19 protein-coding genes are annotated in these 21,589 nt (G+C 69.5%); 11 read left to right on the plus strand and 8 right to left on the minus strand.

The features are described from left to right. Positions 1-65 precede the first annotated feature (65 nt). The gene (locus tag V7Q48_RS06390) at positions 66-815 is read right to left on the minus strand and encodes a 16S rRNA (uracil(1498)-N(3))-methyltransferase (protein ID WP_333837118.1); all 750 of its coding nucleotides are present in this window, start codon (positions 813-815) and stop codon (positions 66-68) included. 94 nt (positions 816-909) lie between these two features. On the opposite strand from V7Q48_RS06390, the gene ubiA reads away from it, so the two are divergent. Beyond that, complete coding sequence (gene ubiA / locus V7Q48_RS06395) at positions 910-1,830, plus strand: 4-hydroxybenzoate octaprenyltransferase (RefSeq protein WP_333836954.1); 921 nt, start codon at positions 910-912, stop codon at positions 1,828-1,830. 19 nt (positions 1,831-1,849) lie between these two features. Here ubiA and V7Q48_RS06400 read toward each other — a convergent pair whose 3' ends face one another. Genes V7Q48_RS06400 through V7Q48_RS06415 form a run of 4 tightly spaced genes read right to left on the minus strand, consistent with a single transcriptional unit; the run spans position 1,850 to position 6,223 of the window. Continuing rightward, positions 1,850-2,764: an MBL fold metallo-hydrolase gene (locus tag V7Q48_RS06400; RefSeq protein ID WP_333836955.1), complete on the minus strand. Its 915-nt coding sequence runs from the start codon at positions 2,762-2,764 to the stop codon at positions 1,850-1,852. 42 nt (positions 2,765-2,806) lie between these two features. Beyond that, complete coding sequence (gene nudC, locus V7Q48_RS06405; RefSeq protein ID WP_333836957.1) at positions 2,807-3,727, minus strand: NAD(+) diphosphatase; 921 nt, start codon at positions 3,725-3,727, stop codon at positions 2,807-2,809. Continuing rightward, positions 3,724-5,091, minus strand: coding sequence for a serine hydrolase domain-containing protein (locus tag V7Q48_RS06410; protein WP_333836959.1), 1,368 nt, complete (start codon positions 5,089-5,091; stop codon positions 3,724-3,726). The genes nudC and V7Q48_RS06410 overlap by 4 nt, the downstream gene beginning before the upstream one ends. A gap of 19 nt (positions 5,092-5,110) precedes the next feature. Next, on the minus strand, positions 5,111-6,223 hold the full coding sequence (locus V7Q48_RS06415) for an A/G-specific adenine glycosylase (RefSeq protein ID WP_333836961.1): 1,113 nt from the start codon (positions 6,221-6,223) through the stop codon (positions 5,111-5,113). A gap of 14 nt (positions 6,224-6,237) precedes the next feature. Here V7Q48_RS06415 and V7Q48_RS06420 point away from each other — a divergent pair, with 14 nt between their 5' ends. The 4 genes from V7Q48_RS06420 (at position 6,238) to V7Q48_RS06435 (ending at position 11,959) form a co-directional block, all read left to right on the plus strand. Further along, positions 6,238-6,903, plus strand: coding sequence for a DUF721 domain-containing protein (locus V7Q48_RS06420; protein ID WP_333836962.1), 666 nt, complete (start codon positions 6,238-6,240; stop codon positions 6,901-6,903). 39 nt (positions 6,904-6,942) lie between these two features. After that, the gene (locus V7Q48_RS06425; RefSeq protein WP_333836963.1) at positions 6,943-7,671 is read left to right on the plus strand and encodes a thioredoxin domain-containing protein; all 729 of its coding nucleotides are present in this window, start codon (positions 6,943-6,945) and stop codon (positions 7,669-7,671) included. A gap of 69 nt (positions 7,672-7,740) precedes the next feature. Beyond that, complete coding sequence (locus tag V7Q48_RS06430) at positions 7,741-8,490, plus strand: thioredoxin domain-containing protein (RefSeq protein ID WP_333836964.1); 750 nt, start codon at positions 7,741-7,743, stop codon at positions 8,488-8,490. A gap of 31 nt (positions 8,491-8,521) precedes the next feature. Beyond that, positions 8,522-11,959, plus strand: coding sequence for a chromosome segregation SMC family protein (locus V7Q48_RS06435; protein WP_333836965.1), 3,438 nt, complete (start codon positions 8,522-8,524; stop codon positions 11,957-11,959). A 97-nt stretch (positions 11,960-12,056) separates the two neighbouring features. Here V7Q48_RS06435 and V7Q48_RS06440 read toward each other — a convergent pair whose 3' ends face one another. Next, positions 12,057-12,464, minus strand: coding sequence for a DUF1489 domain-containing protein (locus V7Q48_RS06440; RefSeq protein ID WP_333836966.1), 408 nt, complete (start codon positions 12,462-12,464; stop codon positions 12,057-12,059). A gap of 29 nt (positions 12,465-12,493) precedes the next feature. Then, positions 12,494-13,936 carry a magnesium transporter gene (mgtE, locus tag V7Q48_RS06445; protein ID WP_442947100.1) on the minus strand — a complete coding sequence of 481 codons (1,443 nt, stop codon included), beginning with the start codon at positions 13,934-13,936 and terminating at the stop codon, positions 12,494-12,496. Positions 13,937-14,050: 114 nt separating this feature from the next. Here mgtE and V7Q48_RS06450 point away from each other — a divergent pair, with 114 nt between their 5' ends. Beyond that, entirely contained in the window at positions 14,051-14,506 is a 456-nt protein-coding gene (locus V7Q48_RS06450; protein ID WP_333836967.1) for a peptidylprolyl isomerase, read from the plus strand. A 164-nt stretch (positions 14,507-14,670) separates the two neighbouring features. Beyond that, entirely contained in the window at positions 14,671-16,215 is a 1,545-nt protein-coding gene (locus tag V7Q48_RS06455) for an acetyl-CoA hydrolase/transferase family protein (protein WP_333836968.1), read from the plus strand. Positions 16,216-16,291: 76 nt separating this feature from the next. On the opposite strand, the gene V7Q48_RS06460 is transcribed toward V7Q48_RS06455, so the two are convergent. Then, positions 16,292-18,646 (minus strand): LPS-assembly protein LptD, encoded by a 2,355-nt coding sequence (locus V7Q48_RS06460; RefSeq protein WP_333836969.1) that lies wholly within the window; start codon positions 18,644-18,646, stop codon positions 16,292-16,294. Positions 18,647-18,748: 102 nt separating this feature from the next. Here V7Q48_RS06460 and V7Q48_RS06465 point away from each other — a divergent pair, with 102 nt between their 5' ends. From V7Q48_RS06465 to ndk, 4 genes are all read left to right on the plus strand, one after another. Further along, positions 18,749-20,206 carry a leucyl aminopeptidase gene (locus tag V7Q48_RS06465; protein WP_333836970.1) on the plus strand — a complete coding sequence of 486 codons (1,458 nt, stop codon included), beginning with the start codon at positions 18,749-18,751 and terminating at the stop codon, positions 20,204-20,206. A 1-nt stretch (position 20,207) separates the two neighbouring features. After that, positions 20,208-20,366: a DUF2256 domain-containing protein gene (locus V7Q48_RS06470; protein WP_333836971.1), complete on the plus strand. Its 159-nt coding sequence runs from the start codon at positions 20,208-20,210 to the stop codon at positions 20,364-20,366. A gap of 121 nt (positions 20,367-20,487) precedes the next feature. Further along, on the plus strand, positions 20,488-20,919 hold the full coding sequence (locus tag V7Q48_RS06475) for a DNA polymerase III subunit chi (protein WP_333836972.1): 432 nt from the start codon (positions 20,488-20,490) through the stop codon (positions 20,917-20,919). Positions 20,920-21,004: 85 nt separating this feature from the next. Next, positions 21,005-21,427: a nucleoside-diphosphate kinase gene (gene ndk, locus V7Q48_RS06480; protein ID WP_333836973.1), complete on the plus strand. Its 423-nt coding sequence runs from the start codon at positions 21,005-21,007 to the stop codon at positions 21,425-21,427. Positions 21,428-21,589: the final 162 nt, after the last annotated feature.

Genomic DNA, 21,589 nt, shown 5'->3' on the forward strand with positions numbered 1-21,589 from the left:
CCTCCCCATCCCCGATGGGGAGGTGGCAGGCGCGATACGCGACTAACGGAGGGGCGATGCCGCGATCAGCCGCCCCAGTCCCCCGCCACGCCCATCCACAAGCCGAGCCCCGCCACGGCCGCGGTTTCGGCGCGCAGGATGCGGGGGCCGAGGGTGATCGCGCGGGCAGCCGGATGTGCGCGGATCGCGGCGCGTTCGGTGTCGTCGAAGCCGCCTTCGGGGCCGATCAGCAGCGCGGCCGGCCCCGCATGGGCGGCAAAGGTCTCGGCCGCAGGGGCCCCGCCGGTTTCGTCCGCGAAAAATAGCGCGCGGCCTTCGGGCCAGTCGCGCAGCAGGGCCTCCAGCTTAACCGGCTCGGCCAGTACGGGCAGCGCCGTGCGCGCGCATTGCTCGGCCGCTTCGGTCACGATCGCCAGCGCGCGTTCGGGGTTGAGCTTGTCGGCCACGCAGCGCCGGGTGACCACGGGGCGGATGTGCGCGGTGCCCAGTTCGGTCGCCTTTTCCAGCACCCAGTCGAACGCTTGCTTCTTGATCAGGGCGGGGCACAGCCACAGGTCGGGCACCGCCTCGATCGGGCGCAGCTGCCGTTCGACCGCCAGCACCAGCGTACGCTTGCCCGCCTCGGTCACGCGCGTGAGCCATTCGCCGGTCTGGTTGTCGCACAGGATCACCGCATCACCCGGTCCGGCACGCATGACCTTGCCGAGGTAGTGCGCCTGCGGCCCGTCGAGCGCCAGCGACAGGCCTTCCGACAGGGTATCGCTGACGAACAGGCGCGGGGCGGAGCGGGGCGGCCAGGCGGGGGTGGCGGGCAGGTGATCGGTCATGCCGCCGGCATAGCCAGCGCCGGGAGAACGGGCAATCACGGCGCTTGCACCATGACGCGATCCGGCGCAGGAAACGGCCCGCATGACCACGGCCGCCGAACAGATCGTCCCCGACAGCGAGCATCGCGGGCTGGTGGCCCGCCTGCCGCAACCCTTGCGCGACTATGCCCTGCTGGCGCGGTTCGACCGGCCGATCGGTTGGTGGCTGCTGTTCTGGCCCTGCGCTTGGGGCGTGTTCCTCGCCGACGGGGCGCGGCAATGGCACCTCGTGGCGTGGATGCTGCTCGGCTCGATCGTGATGCGCGGCGCAGGCTGCGTCTACAACGACATCGTCGATGCCGATCTGGACCGCCAGGTGGCGCGCACCGCGCAGCGCCCGGTCGCCAGCGGCCGCGTCGGCAAGAAGGCCGCATGGGCGTGGTTGGGCACGCTTGCGCTGATCGGGCTCGTGGTCCTGCTGCAATTGCGCTGGCAGGCGCAGCTCGTCGCGCTTGGCAGCCTGGCGCTGGTCGCGGCTTATCCTTTCATGAAGCGGATCACTGGCTGGCCGCAGGCCTGGCTGGGCCTGGTGTTTACCTGGGGCGTCCCGACCGGGTGGGTCGCGGTGCGCGACGGTGGCCTGGGGGCGCTGGCCGCGCTCTACGCCGGCAGCATCTGCTGGTGCATCGCCTACGACACGATCTACGCGCTGCAGGACCGCGAGGACGATGCGCTGGTGGGCATCCGGTCGAGCGCGCTGACGCTGGGCGGGCACGTGCGCGCAGGCGTCGCCGCGTTCTACACCGCAACCATCGCCTTTTGGGTGCTGGCGTTCTGGCTGGTGCGGCCCGATCCGCTGGCGCTGGTGGCATTGTTGCCGGTGGCCGTCCACCTGGCGTGGCAGGTCGTGACGCTCGATGTGGCGGACGGCGGCAATGCACTCGCCCGCTTCCGCAGCAACCGCACCGCCGGCCTGCTCATGGCCGCGGCCTGTCTCGTCGTCGGCAGCGCCTCGCTGCTCTGACGCACCACTCTAATGCGCTTCAGGGCCGGGGCGGCACCGGGAAGACGATGAAGTCGGCGCGGGCATCGCGCACCGGCGTCTCGCCCATGCGATCCACCGTTGCGACCAGTTCGGCGATGGCCGACGGCGGCAGTGCGAGCGAGTGCTCGCTCGCATGGACCGGCGCTTCCATCGGATAGTCCCGGCCCGGCGTGGTGGTCATTTCGATATGCGCACCCAGCAGCGCGCGGATCGGATGAGTCTTCGCAAAAGCGGCGAGGCGATGCGCGCTGTCGCGGAACTCGGCGAAATGATTGACCGGCACGTAGAGTCGCCCGGGATAGAGCATGTCGCCGGAAAACAGCAGCTGCGTCTTCGCGTCGTAATACATCGCGTGCGCATTCTCGTGCCCGGGTGTCGGGATCACGGCGATCACCCGCCCGCCAAGGTCGATCCGGCCTTCGCCGTTCGGCCAGCTTGCCACATGAAACGCGGCGGCGACGTCAGCGGGCTTGAGGCCGACCAGCGTGGTATCAGCGCGCCCTGCGAATTCGTCGTCGCCGGCGTGGTGGTCACCATGGCTGTGCGAATGCGCGACCGTGAGGTGGACGGGCCGTCCGCCGTGCGCTGCGCGCCACTGCGCGATCACGCGCTCGATCGTGGGGCGCACCTTGAGGCCACCGGCACCAGTGTCGATCAGCAGCGCGCCGGTCTTGCCAAACAGCAGGTAAAGAAACGGCGCCTCGAAATTGGTCTTCACCGATTGCCGGATGACGAAGGTGTCGGCATCGATCGCCTGGACCTGCATCTCGGGCTCTGAGGCCGCCGTGCCGTCGATCCACGGCGCGAAGGGCGCAGGTGCAGCAAGCGCGGACGGTGGACCGGCCAAGAGCATCGCAGCACCGATGGCAAGGGCGATTGCGGGGGCTGGGCGGCGCGGCGCGAGACGTGTCATGCCGCCCATGCTATCACTTTTGTGCAGTGCGGCAAGAACGCCTTACTGCGCCATCCACCATTCGAGCAGGTGCCGCGCGACCGCGGTATGCGTCGGCGCTCCGAACGGCGCATCCGGCGCGCCGGCGAGGGCGGATGCAACCTCGGCGCGGGTGAACCAGCGCGCATCCTCCAACTCGGCCTCGTCGATCGCAATATGCGGATTGTCGGCCAGCGCGTGGCAGGCGATCATCAGCGACGAGGGGTAAGGCCAGGGCTGGCTGGCGACATAGCGCACGTCGCGCACGCGAACGCCCGCCTCCTCGAACACTTCGCGCGCGACGGCCTCTTCCACTGTCTCGCCCGGCTCGACGAAGCCAGCCAGCGTCGAATAGCGCCCGGCGGGAAAACGCGGCTGGCGGCCGAGCAGCAGGCGCCCGTCATGCTCGACCAGCATGATCGTGACGGGGTCGACGCGGGGGAAATGCGCGGCACCGCAATCGGGGTTCGTGCAATCGCGCTGCCAGCCGCCCTTGGCGAGCCGCGTCGCATGGCCACAGCGCGCGCAGAAGCGATGGCGGGCATGCCAGTCCACCAGGCTGCGCGCCCCGCCGTAGATCGCAAGGTCCGCCGGCGGCATTTCGTCGAGCAGGCGGCGCAAATCCGGCGAGGCCGGTGCCATGCTTCCCGCCAGCCCGGGGGTCACGGCGGCGAAATGCCCGCGTCCCTCGCTGTCGAGGCCGAGGAACACGAGGTCCGCCCCTTGCGGCGCATCGGCGAGCGAGGTCCAGCTCAGCCCGCTGTCGCGTGCGAAGACCGGTGCCAGCCCGTCCATGCGCAGCAGCCGCGCATCGTCGGTCATCAGCGCCGCCAGCTGCACCGGATCGGCCCGCACCGCGTCTGCGCGGTCCAGTGGGTTGCCGGCATAGGCGATCGGGCTGATGGACGGCGTGGTCGTAGGATCTGCGAACGTGGTCGATGTCATGCGGCGGCCTTGCGCTGTCCCATCAGGCGCGCGCGCACGTCGCTGCGCACGGCTTCGGGGAATTCCTTGTCGAACGGATAGGCGGTGCTGGGCATGTACTGGGTGAAGAACCCGGCGCGCACGCCGCCGACCTTGCTGATGAAACCGATGGTCCCGGCCGCGCCCGACCAGCCATAAGTGCCGGCCTGTGCGCCGAGGCCAACGCGGCCACCCGCACCGAAGCCGTGGCCGTCGACCCAGGTACCCGCGACGCTGGCGCCTGGCGGCAGCAGGTTGCTGGTGCCCATGTCGACCGCGCGCTGGCTCATCACGCGCACCCCGCCGAAAGCACCGCCGTTGAGCACCATGGCGAGGAAGCGGTCGTAGTCGCGCGGTGAGCTGACCAGCCCGGCGCCGCCGAACGGGAAGGCCGGCTGATCGAGGTAGATCGAGGTCGCGCCGCTGTCGATCGGCAGGAGCTGGCCGTTGCTGACGAAATAGTTGGTGGTGAGGCGCGCCGCATCGGCGGCGGGCACGCGGAACGTGGTGCTGGTCATGCCCAGCGGATCGAAGATGCGGCCTTTGAGGAACGCGTCGAACGGCTGGCCGGACGCCAACTCGATGATCCGGCCGAGCAGGTCGAGCCCGACCGAGTAGGACCAGCGCGTGCCCGGCTGGTAGACGAGGGGCAGCGTGGCAAGACGCTCGGCGAAGATCGCGAGGCTCGGCGCGGTCTTGCCGGTGGCGCCGAACGCGGGCACCGGCGTGCGGCTGAGCTGCGCGGGAAGGATGCCGGCGGCATTGTAGGCGTCGCGGATCGGCCCCGTCTGGATGATGGTATAGCCAAGCCCGGCGGTGTGCGTCAGCAGCTGGCGCACGGTGATCTGGGCCGTGGCGGGCACGACCTTGTCGACCGGCCCGTCGGGATCGGCCAGCACGGTCATCCTGGCATAGGCGGGGATGAAGTCGGCGATGGGCTGGTCGAGCTTGAGCTTGCCCTCGTCGATCAGCATCATCGCGGCCATGCCGGTGATCGGCTTGGTCATCGAATAGATGCGGAACAGGCTGTCGGCGTCGAGCGGACGCGCATCGCCGCGCGAGCCGATACCGCGCGCGACCGTCTCGGCCACCGGCGCCGCACCCCAGCCGAGCGAGGCGACCGCGCCCATCAGGCGCCCGTCACCGACGTAGCTGTCGAGCAGTGCCGAGATCGCGGGCATGCGCGGATCGGGCGTGGCGGCATGGGCCCAGCGGCGCAGCAGCAGGCCGCCGCCAAGCGCGCCGGCCCCGCCCAGCAGCGCGCGTCGGCTGAGGACGGGGCTGAGAGCGGGCGTGGCGGAAAGGGGCAGGGGGGAAGCAGCGGAGGAGATCGGGGGCATTTCCATCGAAGCCTGGCCTTTCGGTTCAATCGGACGCCATTGCCAGCCGGGCGGCCTTGGCAAAGACCGTGGGCAGGCCGGCGTCGTCGATACGCGCGCGCGGCCACCATTCGGCGTGGCGCACATTAGCGTCTGGCTGGGCCGTGCCCAGCAACAAATGCAGCTCGAGGTCGAAATGGGTGAAGCCGTGCCGCACCATGCCACCGGCGCGCCAGTCGGCATCGGCCCAGTCAGCATTGGCAAGGCCCGTGGGCGGGGAGCCGTCGCCATCGCCGCGTGCCGACCAGCCGTCGTCGGGCAATGCGCGCATCCCGCCCAGCATCCCGCTGCCCGGCCGCGTCACCAGCAGCACTTGCGCCTCGCCATCGGGGCCAGTGCGCTCGATCCAGAAGGTGCGGCCCTGCCGCACGGGCTTGGCCTTCTTTGCGGCCTTGACCGGCAGGTCCGCCGCGCGGCCCTCGGCTTCGGCGCGGCAGTGGGGGCGCAAGGGGCACAGCAGGCAGCGCGGCGCCTTGACCGTGCAGATCGTGGCACCGAGATCCATCATCGCCTGCGCGAAATCGCCGGCGCGTGCCTCGGGCGTGATGGTGTCGGTCGCTTGGCGGATTGCCGGACGCGATCCGGGCAGCGGCGCGTCGATCGCGAACAGGCGCGAGACCACCCGCTCGACATTGGCATCGACCACCACCGCGCGGCGGCCGAACGCGATCGCGGCGACGGCCGCTGCGGTGTAGGCGCCGAGGCCCGGCAGGGCGCGCAAGGCGTCCTCGGTGTCGGGAAAGGCGCCGCCGCGCGCCGCCACCGCCCGCGCGCAGGCCACGAGATTGCGCGCACGGGCATAATAGCCAAGGCCGGCCCAGGCGGCCATGACATCGGCATCGTCCGCGGCGGCCAACGCCTCGACCGTGGGCCAGGTGCGGGTGAACTTCTCGAAATAGGCGGTGACCGCCGCCACCGTCGTCTGCTGGAGCATGACCTCGGATAGCCACACCCGGTAGGGATCGGGCGCCGGGGTGCCGGGCGGGCTGCGCCAGGGCAGCCGGCGCGCATGGGCATCGTACCAGGGCAGCAGGGCGTCGGGTATTGCTGCCAAGGCCGGTTCGGTGGGGAAATCGTGCGGGTGGCCACTGGCTTGCATGGCGCCGCTATGGCATGGGAAGCGCCGTCATGGAAAGCGACACGCCCCCTCCTGCCCCAAAACGCGCGCGCAAGCCTGCCGCCGCCAAAGCGAGTGCGGGCACCGGTACGGGCACTGGTACAAAGGCAGCATCAGCCCGCGCCAAGGCAGAGACGCCGCGCGCGTTCGAGCGGAGCCGCGGCGGCGAGGCACGCCAGATCGCCGATCTCATGCCCGCGATCGGGCGCATCGCGTTCCGCCGCTTCGGTTTCGTGCAAAGCTCGGTCGTCACCCGCTGGCCCGAGATTGTCGGCGTGGCCCATGCCCGCAATTGTTCGCCCGAATCGATCCGCTTCGCCCCCGGCGAAAAGAGCGACGGCATCCTGCAGCTGGTGGTGACGCCCGCGCATGCCCCGCTGATCCAGCACGTCATTCCTGAAATCATGGAGCGGGTGAACCGCTTCTTCGGCTATCGCGCAGTCGCCAAGGTGAAGCTGCGGCAAGGCGTGGTTCAGCGGCCGCGTGCCAATGGCCCCGCGCCACTGGCGCCGCCCTCGCTCAAGTCGATCCCGATGGAACTGGGTGACAGCCTGCGCGATATCGGCGATCCCGAACTGCGCGCGGTGCTGGAATCGCTGGCCCGCTCGCTGGGCGAAGCCAGCGCGCAGGTTGTGGACGATCCGCGCAAGCCGCGCAGGTGATCGAGCAGATGAGGGTGTCCGGTGAAGGTGAACATGCCGATGGGTAAGCGACTTGGCCTGATGATCGCGGCCGTGGGGGCCGCGCTGCTGACGACGCCGGCGAGCGCCGCGCCGCCCAGGAAGGCGCCTGCCGCGGCGCCCACGACGACCGGCCGCAACTGGAACGCCACCATCGCGCGCACCAGCCGCGACAGCTTCGTGCTGGGCAAGCCCGATGCGCCGCTCAAGCTGGTCGAGTACATCAGCTATACCTGCCCGCACTGCGCGCACTTCACGCAGGAAGCCGACGGCCAGCTGCGTATCGGCATGATCGCGCCCGGCAAGGGCTCGATCGAGGTACGCAACTTCGTGCGCGATCCGATCGACCTGGCCGTCGCGCTGCTGACGCATTGCGTGCCGACGCAGGCCTTCTGGCAGACCCACCTGATGTTCCTCACTCGCCAGGACGACTGGATCGGCCTGATCCAGACCGCGACCGAGGCGCAGCGCCAGCGCTGGACCACCGGCCCGCTCGCCGGCCGGACCCGTGCCATCGCCAGCGATTTCCATTTCTACGACATGATCGCCACGCGCGGTGTCAGCCGTGCCGCCGCCGACCGTTGCTTGGGCGACGAGGCGCTCGCCAATCGCTTGGCCGCCGCGACCAAGGACGCGTCGGAAAAGGACTATGTCAACGGCACCCCGGCGTTCATGATCAATGGCGTCGCGCTCGCCGGGACCGCCAGCTGGGCCGCGCTCAAGCCGCAGCTCGAGGCGCGGCTCAACTGACGCCTTCGCCTGGCCCCCACTGCTCCGACCCGATCTTTCGTCGCCCTTCTCAATCCGAAAGCCTGAACGATGAAGCTTGTCTCTGCCCGCCTGCTGCTGCTCGCCCTTCCGCTCACGCTCGGCCTTGCGGCCTGCGGCAAGAAGGACGACGCCGGCAGCGGCCCCGCCACGGCCGATGCCCCGCTGCCCAAGGTCGCCGCGCCGGCCGGCAAGGCCTGGACCGACGTGGTCAACGAGACGGCCGACGGCGGCTATGTCATGGGCAACCCCGATGCCCCTATCAAGGTGATCGAGTTCGGCTCGCTGACCTGCCCGCACTGCGGCGAATTCGCCGAGAAGGGCTTCCCCAAGCTGCGTGACAATTACGTCAGCACCGGGCGCGTCAGCCTCGAATTCCGCAACTATGTGCGCGACCCGTTCGACACGACGCTGGCGATGCTGACCCACTGCGGCACGGCGGAAAGCTTTTTCCCGCTGACCGAGCAGGTCTATGCCAACCAGAAGGCGCTGTTCGAGGGCCTGCAGCCGGTCGCCAAGGAACTCGAGGCTGCACAGCCCCCCGCCGGCAAGGCTTTCGCGGTGATCGGCGAAAAGGGTGGCCTGGTCGACTTCTTCGCGGCGCGCGGCATTGCCCGTGATCAGGCGAATGCCTGCCTCGCCAAGAGCCAGACCGCCGAGAAGCTGGCGATGCAGACCCAGACCGCAACCGAGAAGTACACCATCACCGGGACGCCGACGTTCATCGTCAACGGCAAGAACGTCGACGTCGCCACCTGGGAGCAGCTCGAGCCGATCCTGCAGCGCGCCGGCGCGCGCTGATCGCGCAAAGCCGGGGGGACAGGACGGGGGCATGCATTTCAGGCGCTTGAAGCTGTCCGGTTTCAAGAGCTTCGTCGAGCCTGCCGAACTGCGCATCGAACCGGGGCTGACGGGTGTCGTCGGCCCCAACGGCTGCGGCAAGTCCAACCTGCTCGAGGCGCTGCGCTGGGTCATGGGCGAGGCGTCCGCCAAGGCGATGCGCGGCGCCGGGATGGACGACGTGATCTTCGCCGGCAGCGCGGCGCGGCCCGCACGCGCTTTTGCCGAAGTGGCGCTGACCGCCGAGACCGACCCCGACGATGCCTGGGGCGGCGAGCTCGAAGTCGTCCGGCGGATCGAGCGCGGCGCCGGCTCCGCCTATCGCGTCAACGGGCGCGACGTGCGCGCCAAGGACGTCGGCCTGATCTTTGCAGACGCCGCCACGGGTGCGCACAGCCCGGCGCTGGTCAGCCAGGGGCGCATCGCCGCGGTGATCGCCGCCAAGCCGGCCGAGCGGCGCATGATGCTCGAGGAGGCGGCCGGGATCGCCGGCCTGCACGTCCGCCGCCGCGATGCCGAGCAGAAACTGCGCGCGACCGAGGCCAACCTCGCGCGACTCGAAGACCTCATGGCCGGCCTCGACGGGCAGATCGCCACGCTGCGCCGGCAGGCGCGCGCCGCCGAGCGCTACAAGGCGGTGTCCGACCGCATTCGCGTGGCCGAGGCGCGGCTGGTCTTTGCCCGCTGGCGCGATGCCGCCGCCGCCGCCGAGGCCGCACGGCAGGAAGCAACCAAGGCCGAGGCGCGCGTCATCGCGGCGCAGGCAGCGACGGCAGAGGCCCAGGCCGCGCAGCATGGGATCGGCGAAACCCTTGCGGCCGCCCGCGAGACGCTGTTCGATCGGCGCCAGGACGCCTCGGCACAGGGGCAGCGCATGGCGGCGCTGACCGCGCAGCTCGAAGCGGCCGAGCAGCGGCTGGCCGACATCGACCGCCAGCGCGCGCGGATCGAGGAAGACCGCAGCCAGGCCGACCGCGTGACCACCGATGCCGCGCAGGCCCTGGCGCGGCTTGAAAGCGATCTGGCGGCCTCCGAAGTGGCGCTCGCGGCCGAGGAAGCACGCCGCCCGATCGTCGCCGGTGCGCTGGAGGCGGCGGATCGCGCCGCGCGCGCGGCCGAATTGGCACAGGCGCAGGCCGTGGCGCAGCAGGCCGGGGTCGAGGCGGAATGGCGTGTCGCCGAGGCCGCGCTGGCCGCGGCACGGCAGCGGCTGTCGCGGATCGAGGGCGAGGGGCAACGCCTTGCACAGCAGCGTGCCGCGCTGGCGCAGGAGCCCGATCCGGCGCTGGCGCTCGCGCAAGCCGAGGCGCGGCGAGACGAGGCGGGCGCCGCCCTGGCCACAGCGCGGGCGCAGCGCGAGGACCTGGGCACCCGCCGCGAGCACTGGACGGCCGCGCGTGACGCGGCTGGCAACGCGCTGGCCGCCGCCCGGGCCGACCTTGCCGGCGTGGTGCGTGAGGCCGAGGCGCTGGCGCGTGACAAGGCGGCACGCGCCAAGGCCGCCGCGGCGCGCGGGGCGGGTCCGTCTGCTTTGTCGGGGTGCCGCGTGGCCCCCGGCTGGGAGCGCGCACTGGCCGCAGTGCTGGGCCGCGATGCGGCCGCGCCGGTAGGGCCCGCGCCGGCCGGACGGGAAGGGCGGTTCTGGACCGGCGCTGCCCCGCTCGACCCCTTGGTCGATGCGTTGTCGCACCAGGTCTCCGCCTGCCCACCCGAACTGGCGGCCCGGCTGGCGCTGGTGCGCGCGGTGGAGACGGACGAGGGCATCGCTCTGGCGCCGGGCGAGTGGCTCGTCACCCGTGCCGGTCACTTGCGCCGCTGGGACGGCTTCGTGGCCCGCGGCGAGGGCGCGGCGGAGGCCGCTGCGCTCGAGGCCGACAATCGCCTCGCCGAACTGGAAGCGCGCCGCCCAGCGCTGGACGCAGCGGTTGCCGAGGCGCAAGAAGCCGATGGCGCGGCACGCGCGGCGCTGGCGGACGTCCAGGCGGCGTGGAGCGGGGTGGAGCGCGCCATCGGTGCCGCCGCCGATGCCGAACGCAGCGCCCTGCGCGCACTGGATCAGGCCGAAGCGGCACGCGCGCGGCGCGAGGCGCGTGCCAGCGAACTGACGCGGCTGGAACGCGACGTGGGCGAGCAACAGACCGCCGCCGCATCGGAGGTGGCTATCGCGCAGGAGCGACGCGCCGCCCTGCCCGATCCGGCGGCGGGACGCGCGGGCGTGGAGGCGGCACAGGCCGGCCACCATGCCGCGCGCACCACGCTTCAACAGGCGATGGCCGCGCAGGCCGCGCACGATCAGGCACTGGCCGTGGGGCGCGAGCGCCTTGGCGGGATCAAGGCCGATGTGCGCAACTGGCAATCGCGCGCGGGCGATGCGGCGCGGCGGCTTGCGCAGATGGCGTCCCGCGCCGAGGAACTGGTCGAGGAGCGCGCCGTCGCGGCGGCCAGGCCCGCTGGCCTGATGACCGAGATCGAAGGCGGCGAGGCCATCCGCGCCCGCCTCTCGGCAGAGCTAACCGCAGCCGAGGCCGCGCTGGCTGCCGCCGAAGCCGCCGGCAAGGCGGCCGACAAGGCCTTGTCCGATGCGAACGAGGCGCTTTCGGCTGCACGAGAGCATCGGGCCGGTGCAACGGCCCGCGCGGAGCACGAGGATCAGCGCCGGCTGGAGATGGCTGGGCTGTCGGGCGAGCGCTTCCAGTGCCCGCCGCCGCTCCTGCCCGAACGCTTCGCCTTTGCCTCGGCCGACGTCGGCCAGGCGGCGGACGAGGCCGCGGCGCACGAGAGGCTGCAGGCCGAGCGCGAACGGATCGGGCCGGTCAACCTGGTCGCCGCACAGGAACTCGCCGAGGCGGAGGAGCGCCAGGCCACGAGCCTTGCCGAGCAGGCCGAGCTGGCCGAGGCGGTCAACCGGTTGCGCGGTTCGATCGGCAACCTCAACCGCGAAGGGCGCGAACGGCTGCGCGCGGCGTTCGAGGCGGTCGACGGACATTTCCGCCGCCTGTTCACACGCCTGTTCGGCGGCGGCGAGGCGCACCTCGCGCTGGTCGACAGCGACGATCCGCTGGAGGCGGGGCTGGAGATCATGGCCCAGCCACCCGGCAAGCGCCTGCAGTCGCTGACGCTGCTGTCGGGCGGGGAGCAGGCGCTGACCGCGGTGGCGCTGATCTTCGGTCTGTTCCTCACCAATCCCGCGCCGATCTGCGTGCTCGACGAGGTCGATGCCCCGCTCGACGACGCCAACATCGAGCGCTTCTGCGACCTGCTCGATGCCATGGTCGCCGAGACGCAGACCCGCTATCTCATCGTCACGCACAATGCGGTGACGATGAGCCGCATGCACCGCCTGTTCGGGGTGACGATGGTGGAGCGTGGCGTGTCGCGCCTCGTCAGCGTCGATCTCGGCGGGGCCGAGGACCTGCTGGCGAGCGCCTAAAGCGTGATGACGTTTCTATAAAACGCCATCACGCTTTAGGTATTTGTGATCGCGCGATTTTTGACAAAAACCGGTTCCCACTTTTTGTCATCGCACTCTAAACGAGACCGAGCTTTGCCAGTTCACCGGCGATTTCGGCCGGGAGCACGTCGCCCGCAGCGCCGTCGGCCAGGTCTGCCGGGGCATCTGCAGGTTCGAGATAGCGCCAGCCCTGATGTGCGCGGCGTGGCTTGGGCACGACGTCGATCAGCTGGGTGGTGACGAGGATGTTTGTACGTCCGCCCTCGGCCTCCTCGAAGCCGACGATCTCCGAACGGGCGACCAGCTGGTGCTTGAGGATCCAGAACAGCGAACCGCCGATCATCTCCTCGTGGCGGCGCGGGCGATTGCGCGTGGTCAGCCGCGCGACCTCGCCGGCACCGCGGCGGCCGCCGGCGGAGAACCACTCGTGGATTTCGGCCAGCGACTGAGCGCCATAGGCCACCTTGGTCATGTGCAGGGGCATGCGGGAAATGAAGATCCGAAAAAGGGGCGTCAGGCGGTCAGGCCGGTGAGGACAGCGAGTCCGAGGAACGAGAAGAACCCCATGACATCGGTCGCCATCGTCACGAATACGGCCGAAGAGACAGCCGGATCCACGCGCAGCCGGTCGAGCGTGACGGGAACCATGATCCCGGCGATGCCGGCCACCAGGTTGTTGATCACCATGGCAGCCCCGATCACCGCGCCCAGATGCGCGTTCCCGAAGATCAGCGAGGTGCCCGTGCCGATCATCAGCCCCAGCGAGAGGCCGTTGGCCAGCGCGATGCGCAGTTCGCGCAGGATCATGCGCACGGTGTTGGAACTGGTCAGCTGGTTGGTGGCGATGGCACGGACCACCACCGCCAGCGTCTGGGTCCCGGCATTGCCGCCCATGCCCGAGACGATCGGCATCAGCACCGCCAGCAGCGCGAAACGGGCGATCGCGCCCTGGAACAGCCCGACCACCGAGCTGGCGATGATCGCGGTGCCGAGATTGACCACCAGCCACGACAGGCGCGTGCGCACCGTCAGCAGGATCGGCTCGTTGATGTCGCCGTCGCCCGCACCAGACAGGCGCAGGATGTCCTCGCTCGCCTCTTCCTGGATGATGTGGACGACGTCGTCGACCGTGATCTGGCCGACGAGGCGGCCGCTCTCGTCCACCACCGCCGCCGAGATCAGCGCGTACTTCTGGAAGCGCAGTGCCACTTCTTCCTGGTCCATCGTGACCGGGATGAGGGTCTGGTCGCGCTTCATCACGTCGGCCAGCGCCACGCTGCGCGGCGCGCGCAGCAGCCACGAGAGCTGGCAAGTGCCGACGGGGCGATGCTTCACGTCGACGATGAAGATCTCCCAGAACTCGGTGGCGAGATCGTCGTTGCTGCGCAAATAGTCGATGAGATCGCCGACGTTGAGATGCTCGGGCACCGCGATCACGTCGCGGCTCATCAGGCGACCGGCGGATTCCTCGGGGAAGGACAGCGCGCTTTCGATCGCGGCGCGGTCCTCGGGCTCCATCTCGGCGAGGACCGCCTGCTGGTCTTCCTCGTCGAGATCCTCGATCAGGGCGACGGCGTCGTCCGTCTCCATCTGCTCGGCGAGCCCGGCGACCTCGTCGGGTTCGAGTTCGTCGACGAGGTCGTCGCGGACCCAGTCGTTGAGTTCGGCCAGCACTTCGGAGCCGAGCAGGTCGTTGATCGCGCGCGCCAGATCGGCGCGATAGTCGTGTCCGATCAGCTCGAACAGGTCGGCGATGTCGGCCGGGTGCAGCGGCTCGACCAGGTTGTAGACGGTTTCCTGGTCCTGCGCGTCGAGCGCCTCGGTAACCTTGCGCAGGAACGAGGGACGAAGCGTGTTGTCCTCCTCGTCCAGCTCCTCGGAATTGCGCACAGGCTCGGGCGCCGCCACCGGGAGGGTGTCGTCGTCGAGCATGTCGGGAGTCTGAGGCGCGCGCATATCCATCCCCGCCGGGATAGGCGATCAACCGGCAAATGCAATGGTGCACTGCAGCGTGACTTTGGCGGAAAACCGCCTATATCGACACCCATCTTTGCCAAGGAAGAGTGCTCGATGTCTGAAGAAAAACTGGTCCTGTCGCTGGATTCGGGTGACGTTGTCATCAAGCTGCGCCCGGACCTCGCTCCCGGCCATGTCGAACGCATCAAGGAACTGGCCACCGAAGGTTTCTATGACGGCGTGAAGTTCCACCGCGTGATCCCGGGCTTCATGGCGCAGGGCGGCTGCCCCAACGGCACCGGCATGGGCGGTTCGTCGAAGCCCGACCTCAAGGCCGAATTCAACGATCACCCGCACGTGCGCGGCGTGTGCTCGATGGCCCGCACCAGCGCGCCGCACTCGGCCAACAGCCAGTTCTTCATCTGCTTCGACGATGCGCGCTTCCTCGATCGCCAGTACACCGTCTGGGGCGAGGTCGAGAGCGGCATGGAACACGTCGACGCGCTGCCCAAGGGCGAACCGCCGGCGAACCCGGGCGTGATCCGCAAGGCGACCGTCCAGGCGGCCTGACCGTTAGCGGGCGGTACGGGACACGGAGTTTGCCTGTCTCGCATATGAGACGAAACCTGTTCCATACATGAGAAAGGCGGGGGTATCCCCCGCCTTTTTTGTGCTGCCGCCACGCCAAGATAGGCCTAGGGCCGGGTGCATCGAACCTGTGAGGAGCACCCCCCATGATTGCCCCCGTTTCGTCCGCATCCACGGCCAGCAGCCGGATCGCACATCCCGATTATCGCGCCAAGGTGATGGGCGCGGAAGACGCCGCCGCCCTGATCGGGCCTGGCGCCGTCGTCGGCATGAGCGGCTTCACCGGGGCCGGCTACCCCAAGGCCGTGCCGCAGGCGCTGGCCGCGCGCATGGAAGCGGCGCACGAGGCGGGTGAGCCCTTCGCGATCAAGGTCTGGACCGGCGCCTCGACCGGGCCCGAGCTCGACGGGGCGCTGGCCCGCGCCAAGGGCATCGATTTCCGACTGCCGTACAATTCCGATCCGCTCGTGCGCGAGCAGATCAATTCCGGGCACGTCCAGTATTTCGACATGCACCTCAGCCAGGTCGCCCCGGTGGCGTGGCAGGGCTTCCTCGGACCGCTCGACATCGCGCTGGTCGAGGTCTCCGCGATCCTCGCCGATGGCAGCGTCGTGCCGTCCTCGTCGGTGGGCAACAACAAGACCTGGCTCGACCGCGCCGACAAGATCATCCTCGAGGTCAACAGCTGGCAGCACGAGGCGCTGCACGGCATGCACGACATCTACTACGGCACCGCCCTGCCGCCGCATCGCCAGCCGATCCCGCTGGTGCGCCCCGACGACCGCATCGGCCAGGCGACGTTCCGCGTCGATCCGGCCAAGGTGGTTGCGGTGGTCGAGACCGACACGCCCGACCGCAATGCCCCGTTCAAGGCGCCCGACGCTGCGGCGCGCGCCATTGCCGGGCACCTGCTCGCGTTCTTCCAGCACGAAGTGAAGCTCGGGCGCCTGCCGGCCTCGCTGCTGCCGCTGCAGTCGGGCGTGGGCAATATCGCCAATGCCGTGCTGGGCGGGCTGATGGACAGCCCGTTCGAGCCGATGACCGCCTATACCGAGGTGCTGCAGGACGGCATGCTCGACCTGCTCGCGGCGGACAAGCTGCGCATGGCCTCGGCCACCGCGTTCTCGCTCAGCCCCGACGCGGCCGAGGCGCTCAACGCCGAGATGCACCGCTATCGCGACCGCATCGTGCTGCGGCCGCAGGAAATCTCGAACCATCCCGAACTGGTGCGGCGCCTGGGCTGTCTCGCCATGAACGGGATGATCGAGGCCGATATCTACGGCGCGGTCAATTCGACGCACCTGATGGGCTCGCGCATCCAGAACGGTATCGGCGGCTCGGGCGACTTCGCGCGCAACGCCTATATCTCGATCTTCATGGCCCCCTCGACCGCGAAGGGCGGGGCGATCTCGACGATCGTGCCGCAGGTCAGCCACGTCGACCATATCAACCAGGACGTGCAGGTGATCGTCACCGACCAGGGCCTGGCCGACCTGCGCGGCCTGTCGCCCAAGCAGCGCGCCGAGACGGTGATCGCCAACTGCGTCCACCCCAGCTACCGCGACCAGCTCGCCGACTACTATGCCCGCGCGCTGCATCACTCCTACGGCAAGCACTCGCCCTCGCTGCTCGCCGAGGCGCTGTCGTGGCACCAGCGCTTCGTCGAGACCGGGACGATGCTCGCCGGCTGACCGAATCGCCGAGCGGCTCCCGCCCGGCGTGGCGGGAGCCTTAGAGCCCGACCCGCAGGACTTTCGGGTCGGGCTCTTAGCGCGAGCCGAGGCCGCGCAGTGAGATGCTGAACAGGAACGAGTTACCCGCGGTCGCGTCACCCGTCGTCACGTAGTCGCGCTTCCAGGTGATCGACAGGTCGAGGCAGTCGTCGGTGTAGGCGACGCCAAAGCGGTGACGCAGCATCTGGAAGCCGTCCGAGCCATAGACGGGATCGTCGGTCTTGGTCGTCAGGTTGACCACGCCCGAGGCGAAGACCGAGAAGTAGCGGGCGAAGCCGACGCGGCCGGCGGCGCGCAGCTCCTCGCGATCGCGCAAGTCCTCGAACGTTGCGGGGATATTGCGGTTGAGGCGCAGGTAGCCGATCTCGGCATAGGTCCGGTGATCGCCGACCGTGGCGTCGATCTCGTTGCGGCGCAGGACGAAGCTGTCCTTGTCGAGCCGGTAGCGATGCGTGAACTGGATGATGTCGCGGATGCGCAGGTCGGTGCGCCCGACGATGTCGGACAACCGGTCGCTCAACCCTGTGCCGGGCGGTAGCAGCGACTGTTCTTCGGACAGGCGGTAGCTTTGTCCGATGGTCGACGAGATGCGCCAGCCCGGCCGCGTCAGCGCCCAGTCAAAGCCGTAGGTCACGCGCGCGCCGTCCTCGTAGCGGTCGTAGCCGTTAAAGCGGTTGAGCGCGAAGAGGTTGGAATCGTCGAGGTCCGAGGAGCGCGAATCTTCATTAGGAATGGTGATGTTGCGCACGTGCGGCGTGGCCGAGAACTGGATGCGCGGCGTCAGCACCTGGTTGCCGCCGAACAGCGCGCCGACCAGCGGCCACTTCACGTCGACCGCCGCAGTGGCGATCGCGCGCGACTGCCAGCCCGGCATGCCGCGATAGATCGCAACGGTGGTCAGGTCGTTGGCATCGCTGTGATAGACATCGCCGCGGGCGAGGGCCGTGAAGGTCACTTCCTGGCCCATGCCGGTGATCGTGCGCAGGCTCCACTGCGCCTTGGCAAAGGCGCGCTGCGTGTCCTGTCCGCCGGTGCGGCTGATCGCCAGCGTGTTCGCCTGCAGTTCGAGCTGGCCGCCGATGCCGGGGGTGGCGATGCGATAGCGCCAGTCGAGCACGGGCAGCGCGATCGGCACTTGCCCTTGCGAATCGCGCACGCGCAGGGTCTGCACCGCCCAGCCGGCGAGGCTGAAGTAGCTGGCATCGCCGATCCGCTCGAGGTTGAGCGAGGAGCGCAGCCGGTCGTCGCGGCTGATGTCGTAGCGGCGCAGGAACGTGCGGTCGGTGGCATAGCGCCCGTAGCCGGTCAGGCTCCAGTTCTCGTTGAACTGCAAGCGGCCGTTGGCCTCGAAATAGCCGCGCCACTGGTTGGTGCCGATACCGGCGCCGGCGTCGATCGGGGTGTTGACCGGGATCGCCGACGAGCGGGTAAGGTAGCCCGTCACCTGGTAGGCGCCGAGGCTGGTCAGGTGGCGATAATTGGCCGAGATCATCGGCAGCGCGCCGGTATAGACGTGGCCGGTGACGGCAAGATCGCGGTTGTCGGCCAAGCGCCAGTAGAACGTATCGGCGAATTCCACGCCATTGGCGGCGGTGGAGCGGATGTCGGGGATCAGCAGCCCGGTCGAGGCGCTGAAGTCGCTGGTGTGGACGAGGCCGGGCAACGGCAGCAGGGCAATGCCGAAGACGTGCAGGCGCGCACCGGAATAGCGCACCTTCTTGGTCGCCTGGTTCCACGTCACGCGCACCGCGGTCACTTCCCAGCTCGGCTTCTTGGGGCAGCCTTCGTCGTCCGTCACCGCGCAGCCCGAGAATGCCGCGTCCTGCAGCGTCAGGTTGCCGTTGGCATCGCGCAGGCCCTTGCGCGCGGCAAGGCGGCCGCCTTCGCGCAGGACGACCAAGAGGTCTTCCATCGCGCCGGCCTTGAGCTCGTCGGTCAGCTCGACCTTGTCGGTATAGAGCACGTTGCCGGTTTCATCGACCGCGCGGATATTGCCCGTCGCCTCGATCTTGCCGGTCTTGCGGTTCCACGTCACCGCATCGGCGCGCACGGTCTGGTCGTCGCGGCGAAGGACGACGTTGCCTGTCGCCGTTATCAGATCGGGGTCGCTGGCATATTGCAGCTTGTCGGCCTCGAACCGCACTTGGTCGTCGGCATTGGCCGGAGACGGGTTGGCGGCCGGCGCATCGGCCTTGCTCGGCTTGGCGAGCGGGGCGATGTTGGGGACCGCGGTCTGCGCCAGCGCGGGCGTGGCGCCGAATGTCAGAGCGATACCGGCGCCGCCTGACAGCAGGATGCTGGCCAGTGCGGCGGTCCGGACGGTGCGCCGCATCGTGAGACCATGAATTTCGGGCAGGGGAACGGCGGAATGCCTCGGGGCGGGGGACATGCGGTTGCCTATCGCACTGGTCAGTCCTAACTGCAAACCCACAATTGCGGCTGCGTTTCCCTCGGGCGACAGCTGTGGCCGCATTCAGACAGGAGTTTTCCGATGAACATCGAATTCGCCCTCGCCGGCGCCAGCCTGCCCCGCCTTGTCGCCCAGCCGATTGCCGAGGGTGCGCTGCCCGCCAGCGCCGGGCCGGTGGTGACCGGGGCGGCCAGCGCCGCGCGCTTCACCGGCAAGCCGGGGCAGGTTTTCGAGGTGTTCGTCGAACAGGATGGCGGTGTGCAGCGCCAGGCTTATGTCGGCACCGGTGAGGCCACCGCCGCCGACCGCCGTGCCGGGCTCGAGCGCGCTGGCGGGGCCCTCGCCGCCAAGTACCTGGCCTCGGGCGAGGAAACGCTCGCGATCGACTTCGCCGGTAGCCACCTCTCGGCCGATGATGCCGCTGCCGTGCTGCTCGGCGCGCGCCTGCGCAGCTGGCAGTACCTCGTCTATCGCACCCGCCTCAAGGACGAGCAGAAGCCCTCGCTGACGCGCGTGGTTGCGGTGAACGCGCCCGCCGGCACCGAAGACGTCTGGGCGGTGGAAAGCGCGATCGCCGAGGGCGTGGAGTTCACCCGCGAACTGGTGACCGAGCCTGCCAACGTGATCTATCCCGAAAGCTTCGTCGCGCGCTGCCGCGAGCGGCTCGAGGGTACGGGCGTGGAAATCGTCGTGCTCGACGAAACCCAGATGGCCGAACTCGGCATGGGCGCGCTGCTGGGCGTGGCGCAAGGGTCGGTACGCAAGCCGCGCATCCTTGCCATGCGCTGGAAGGGCCGCGCCGGCGCCAAGCCGACCGCCTTCGTCGGCAAGGGCGTGACCTTCGACACCGGCGGCATCAGCATCAAGCCCGCCGCCGGGATGGAAGACATGAAGTGGGACATGGGCGGCGCCGCGGCGGTGGCCGGCACCATGCTGGCCCTCGCCAAGCGCAAGGCCGGGGCCGACGTGATCGGCGTCTGCGGGCTGGTCGAGAACATGCCCGACGGCAACGCGCAGCGCCCCGGTGACGTCGTCACCAGCATGAGTGGCCAGACCATCGAGGTCATCAACACCGACGCCGAGGGCCGCCTGGTGCTGTGCGATGCGCTGACCTGGGTGCAGAAGGAATACCAGCCGGCGACGATCGTCGATCTCGCCACGCTGACCGGCGCGATGATCATTTCGCTGGGCCACGAGCATGCCGGCATGTTCAGCAACGACGACCTGCTCGCCAGCCAGCTCGACGGCGCGGGCAAGGCCAGCGGCGACACCCTGTGGCGCATGCCGATGGGCCCAGCTTACGACAAGCTGATCGACAGCCCGATCGCCGACATCAAGAACGTCGGCCCGCGCTATGGCGGCTCGATCACGGCGGCGCAGTTCCTCGCGCGGTTCGTCGACAAGGGCGTGGCTTGGGCGCACCTCGACATCGCCGGCACGGTGTGGATCGACAAGCCCGGCGCGACCCACGACAAGGGCGCAACCGGCTTCGGCGTGCGCCTGCTCGACCGCTACGTGCGCGACGTGCTGGAAGCCTGACATGCCCAAGATGCGGCGCAAGTCCGATCTTCCGACGAAGACCTGCGCCGCATGCGGGCTACCGTTCACCTGGCGCAAGAAGTGGGAGCGCGACTGGGACAACGTCCGCTACTGTTCCGACCGTTGCCGCCGGGGGAAGGGTGGACCGGGGGCCGCTTGACGCCGCCACCACACCCCGACCGGGAGATCCGCATAAAGCCCCCTCTTCTTCAGAGGAGGGGGTTGGGGGTGGTGGCGGCCTCAAGCAACCGCGCCAGCCAGACAAAACAGGGGGCCCAACCATGCGCGTCGATTTCTACCAGCTGTCCCGCGATCCGGCCGAACTGGTGCTGCCGCTGATCGCGCGCAATACGCTGGCGGCGGGCGAGCGGCTGCTCGTGGTTTCCGAGGACGAGGCGCAGCTGACCCGCATCGGCGAGGCGCTGTGGACCCGACTGCCCGAGACGTTCCTTGCCAATGGCAAGGCGGGCGGGCCGCACGATGCGCGCCAGCCGATCCTCCTGTCGCACGAGGTGGCGCCGGCCAACGGCGCGCAGTTCGTCGCGCTCGCCGACGGTGGCTGGCGCGAGAGCGAGGCGGCGCGCGTGTTCCTGCTGTTCCCGCCCGAGCGCATCGACGCCGCGCGCGACACCTGGCGGCTGCTGGGCAAGCGCGAGGGGGTCGAACGCAAGTACTGGCGGCAGGATGGCGCCAAGTGGCGCGAGGGTCCCTGAGCCGCGCCTGTTGTCCTTGCGGCGGCGCGACAATCCCGCTAGGGGCGCGCGCAACGAAACCCGCATTTCTCGCAAGGAACGCACCATGGCGGTTACCCGCACCTTCTCGATCATCAAGCCCGACGCCACCCGCCGCAACCTGACCGGCGCGGTCACCAAGATGCTGGAAGAAGCCGGCCTGCGCGTCGTCGCTTCCAAGCGCATCCAGATGAGCCAGGCCCAGGCCGAAGAGTTCTACGGCGTGCACCGCGAGCGTCCCTTCTTCGGTGACCTCGTGTCGTTCATGACCAGCGGCCCGGTCGTCGTCCAGGTGCTCGAAGGCGAAGACGCCGTGAAGCGCAACCGCGACATCATGGGCGCCACCAACCCGGCCAACGCCGACGCCGGCACGATCCGCAAGGAACTGGCTGAATCGATCGAGGCCAACTCGGTCCATGGTTCGGACTCTGAAGAAAACGCCGCGACCGAAATCGCGTTCTTCTTCAAGCCGGAAGAGATCGTCGGCTGATCCAGCGGATCGGTTGAATGGACAAAAGGCCGGGGCGCGAGTAGCGCTCCGGCCTTTTTCGTGTGCGGCCATGCAGCCGGCACCAAGGCCGCACCGCACCCCCGTTCGTCCTGAGCCTGGCGAAGGACGGGCAAGCGCGTCGTTTGCTCACAGGGGCCCTTC

The organism is Novosphingobium sp., assembly GCF_036803765.1.
Lineage (GTDB): Bacteria > Pseudomonadota > Alphaproteobacteria > Sphingomonadales > Sphingomonadaceae > Novosphingobium.

Bases quoted from the DNA above. Each gene is read 5' to 3' on its own strand.
- ubiA (WP_333836954.1), top strand. From the start codon at position 910: ATGACCACGGCCGCCGAACAGATCGTCCCCGACAGCGAGCATCGCGGG.
- V7Q48_RS06400 (WP_333836955.1), bottom strand. From the start codon at position 2,764: ATGACACGTCTCGCGCCGCGCCGCCCAGCCCCCGCAATCGCCCTTGCC.
- nudC (WP_333836957.1), bottom strand. From the start codon at position 3,727: ATGACATCGACCACGTTCGCAGATCCTACGACCACGCCGTCCATCAGC.
- V7Q48_RS06410 (WP_333836959.1), bottom strand. From the start codon at position 5,091: ATGGAAATGCCCCCGATCTCCTCCGCTGCTTCCCCCCTGCCCCTTTCC.
- V7Q48_RS06415 (WP_333836961.1), bottom strand. From the start codon at position 6,223: ATGCAAGCCAGTGGCCACCCGCACGATTTCCCCACCGAACCGGCCTTG.
- V7Q48_RS06420 (WP_333836962.1), top strand. From the start codon at position 6,238: ATGGGAAGCGCCGTCATGGAAAGCGACACGCCCCCTCCTGCCCCAAAA.
- V7Q48_RS06425 (WP_333836963.1), top strand. From the start codon at position 6,943: ATGGGTAAGCGACTTGGCCTGATGATCGCGGCCGTGGGGGCCGCGCTG.
- V7Q48_RS06430 (WP_333836964.1), top strand. From the start codon at position 7,741: ATGAAGCTTGTCTCTGCCCGCCTGCTGCTGCTCGCCCTTCCGCTCACG.
- V7Q48_RS06435 (WP_333836965.1), top strand. From the start codon at position 8,522: ATGCATTTCAGGCGCTTGAAGCTGTCCGGTTTCAAGAGCTTCGTCGAG.
- V7Q48_RS06440 (WP_333836966.1), bottom strand. From the start codon at position 12,464: ATGCCCCTGCACATGACCAAGGTGGCCTATGGCGCTCAGTCGCTGGCC.
- mgtE (WP_442947100.1), bottom strand. From the start codon at position 13,936: ATGCGCGCGCCTCAGACTCCCGACATGCTCGACGACGACACCCTCCCG.
- V7Q48_RS06450 (WP_333836967.1), top strand. From the start codon at position 14,051: ATGTCTGAAGAAAAACTGGTCCTGTCGCTGGATTCGGGTGACGTTGTC.
- V7Q48_RS06455 (WP_333836968.1), top strand. From the start codon at position 14,671: ATGATTGCCCCCGTTTCGTCCGCATCCACGGCCAGCAGCCGGATCGCA.
- V7Q48_RS06460 (WP_333836969.1), bottom strand. From the start codon at position 18,646: ATGTCCCCCGCCCCGAGGCATTCCGCCGTTCCCCTGCCCGAAATTCAT.
- V7Q48_RS06465 (WP_333836970.1), top strand. From the start codon at position 18,749: ATGAACATCGAATTCGCCCTCGCCGGCGCCAGCCTGCCCCGCCTTGTC.
- V7Q48_RS06470 (WP_333836971.1), top strand. From the start codon at position 20,208: ATGCCCAAGATGCGGCGCAAGTCCGATCTTCCGACGAAGACCTGCGCC.
- V7Q48_RS06475 (WP_333836972.1), top strand. From the start codon at position 20,488: ATGCGCGTCGATTTCTACCAGCTGTCCCGCGATCCGGCCGAACTGGTG.
- ndk (WP_333836973.1), top strand. From the start codon at position 21,005: ATGGCGGTTACCCGCACCTTCTCGATCATCAAGCCCGACGCCACCCGC.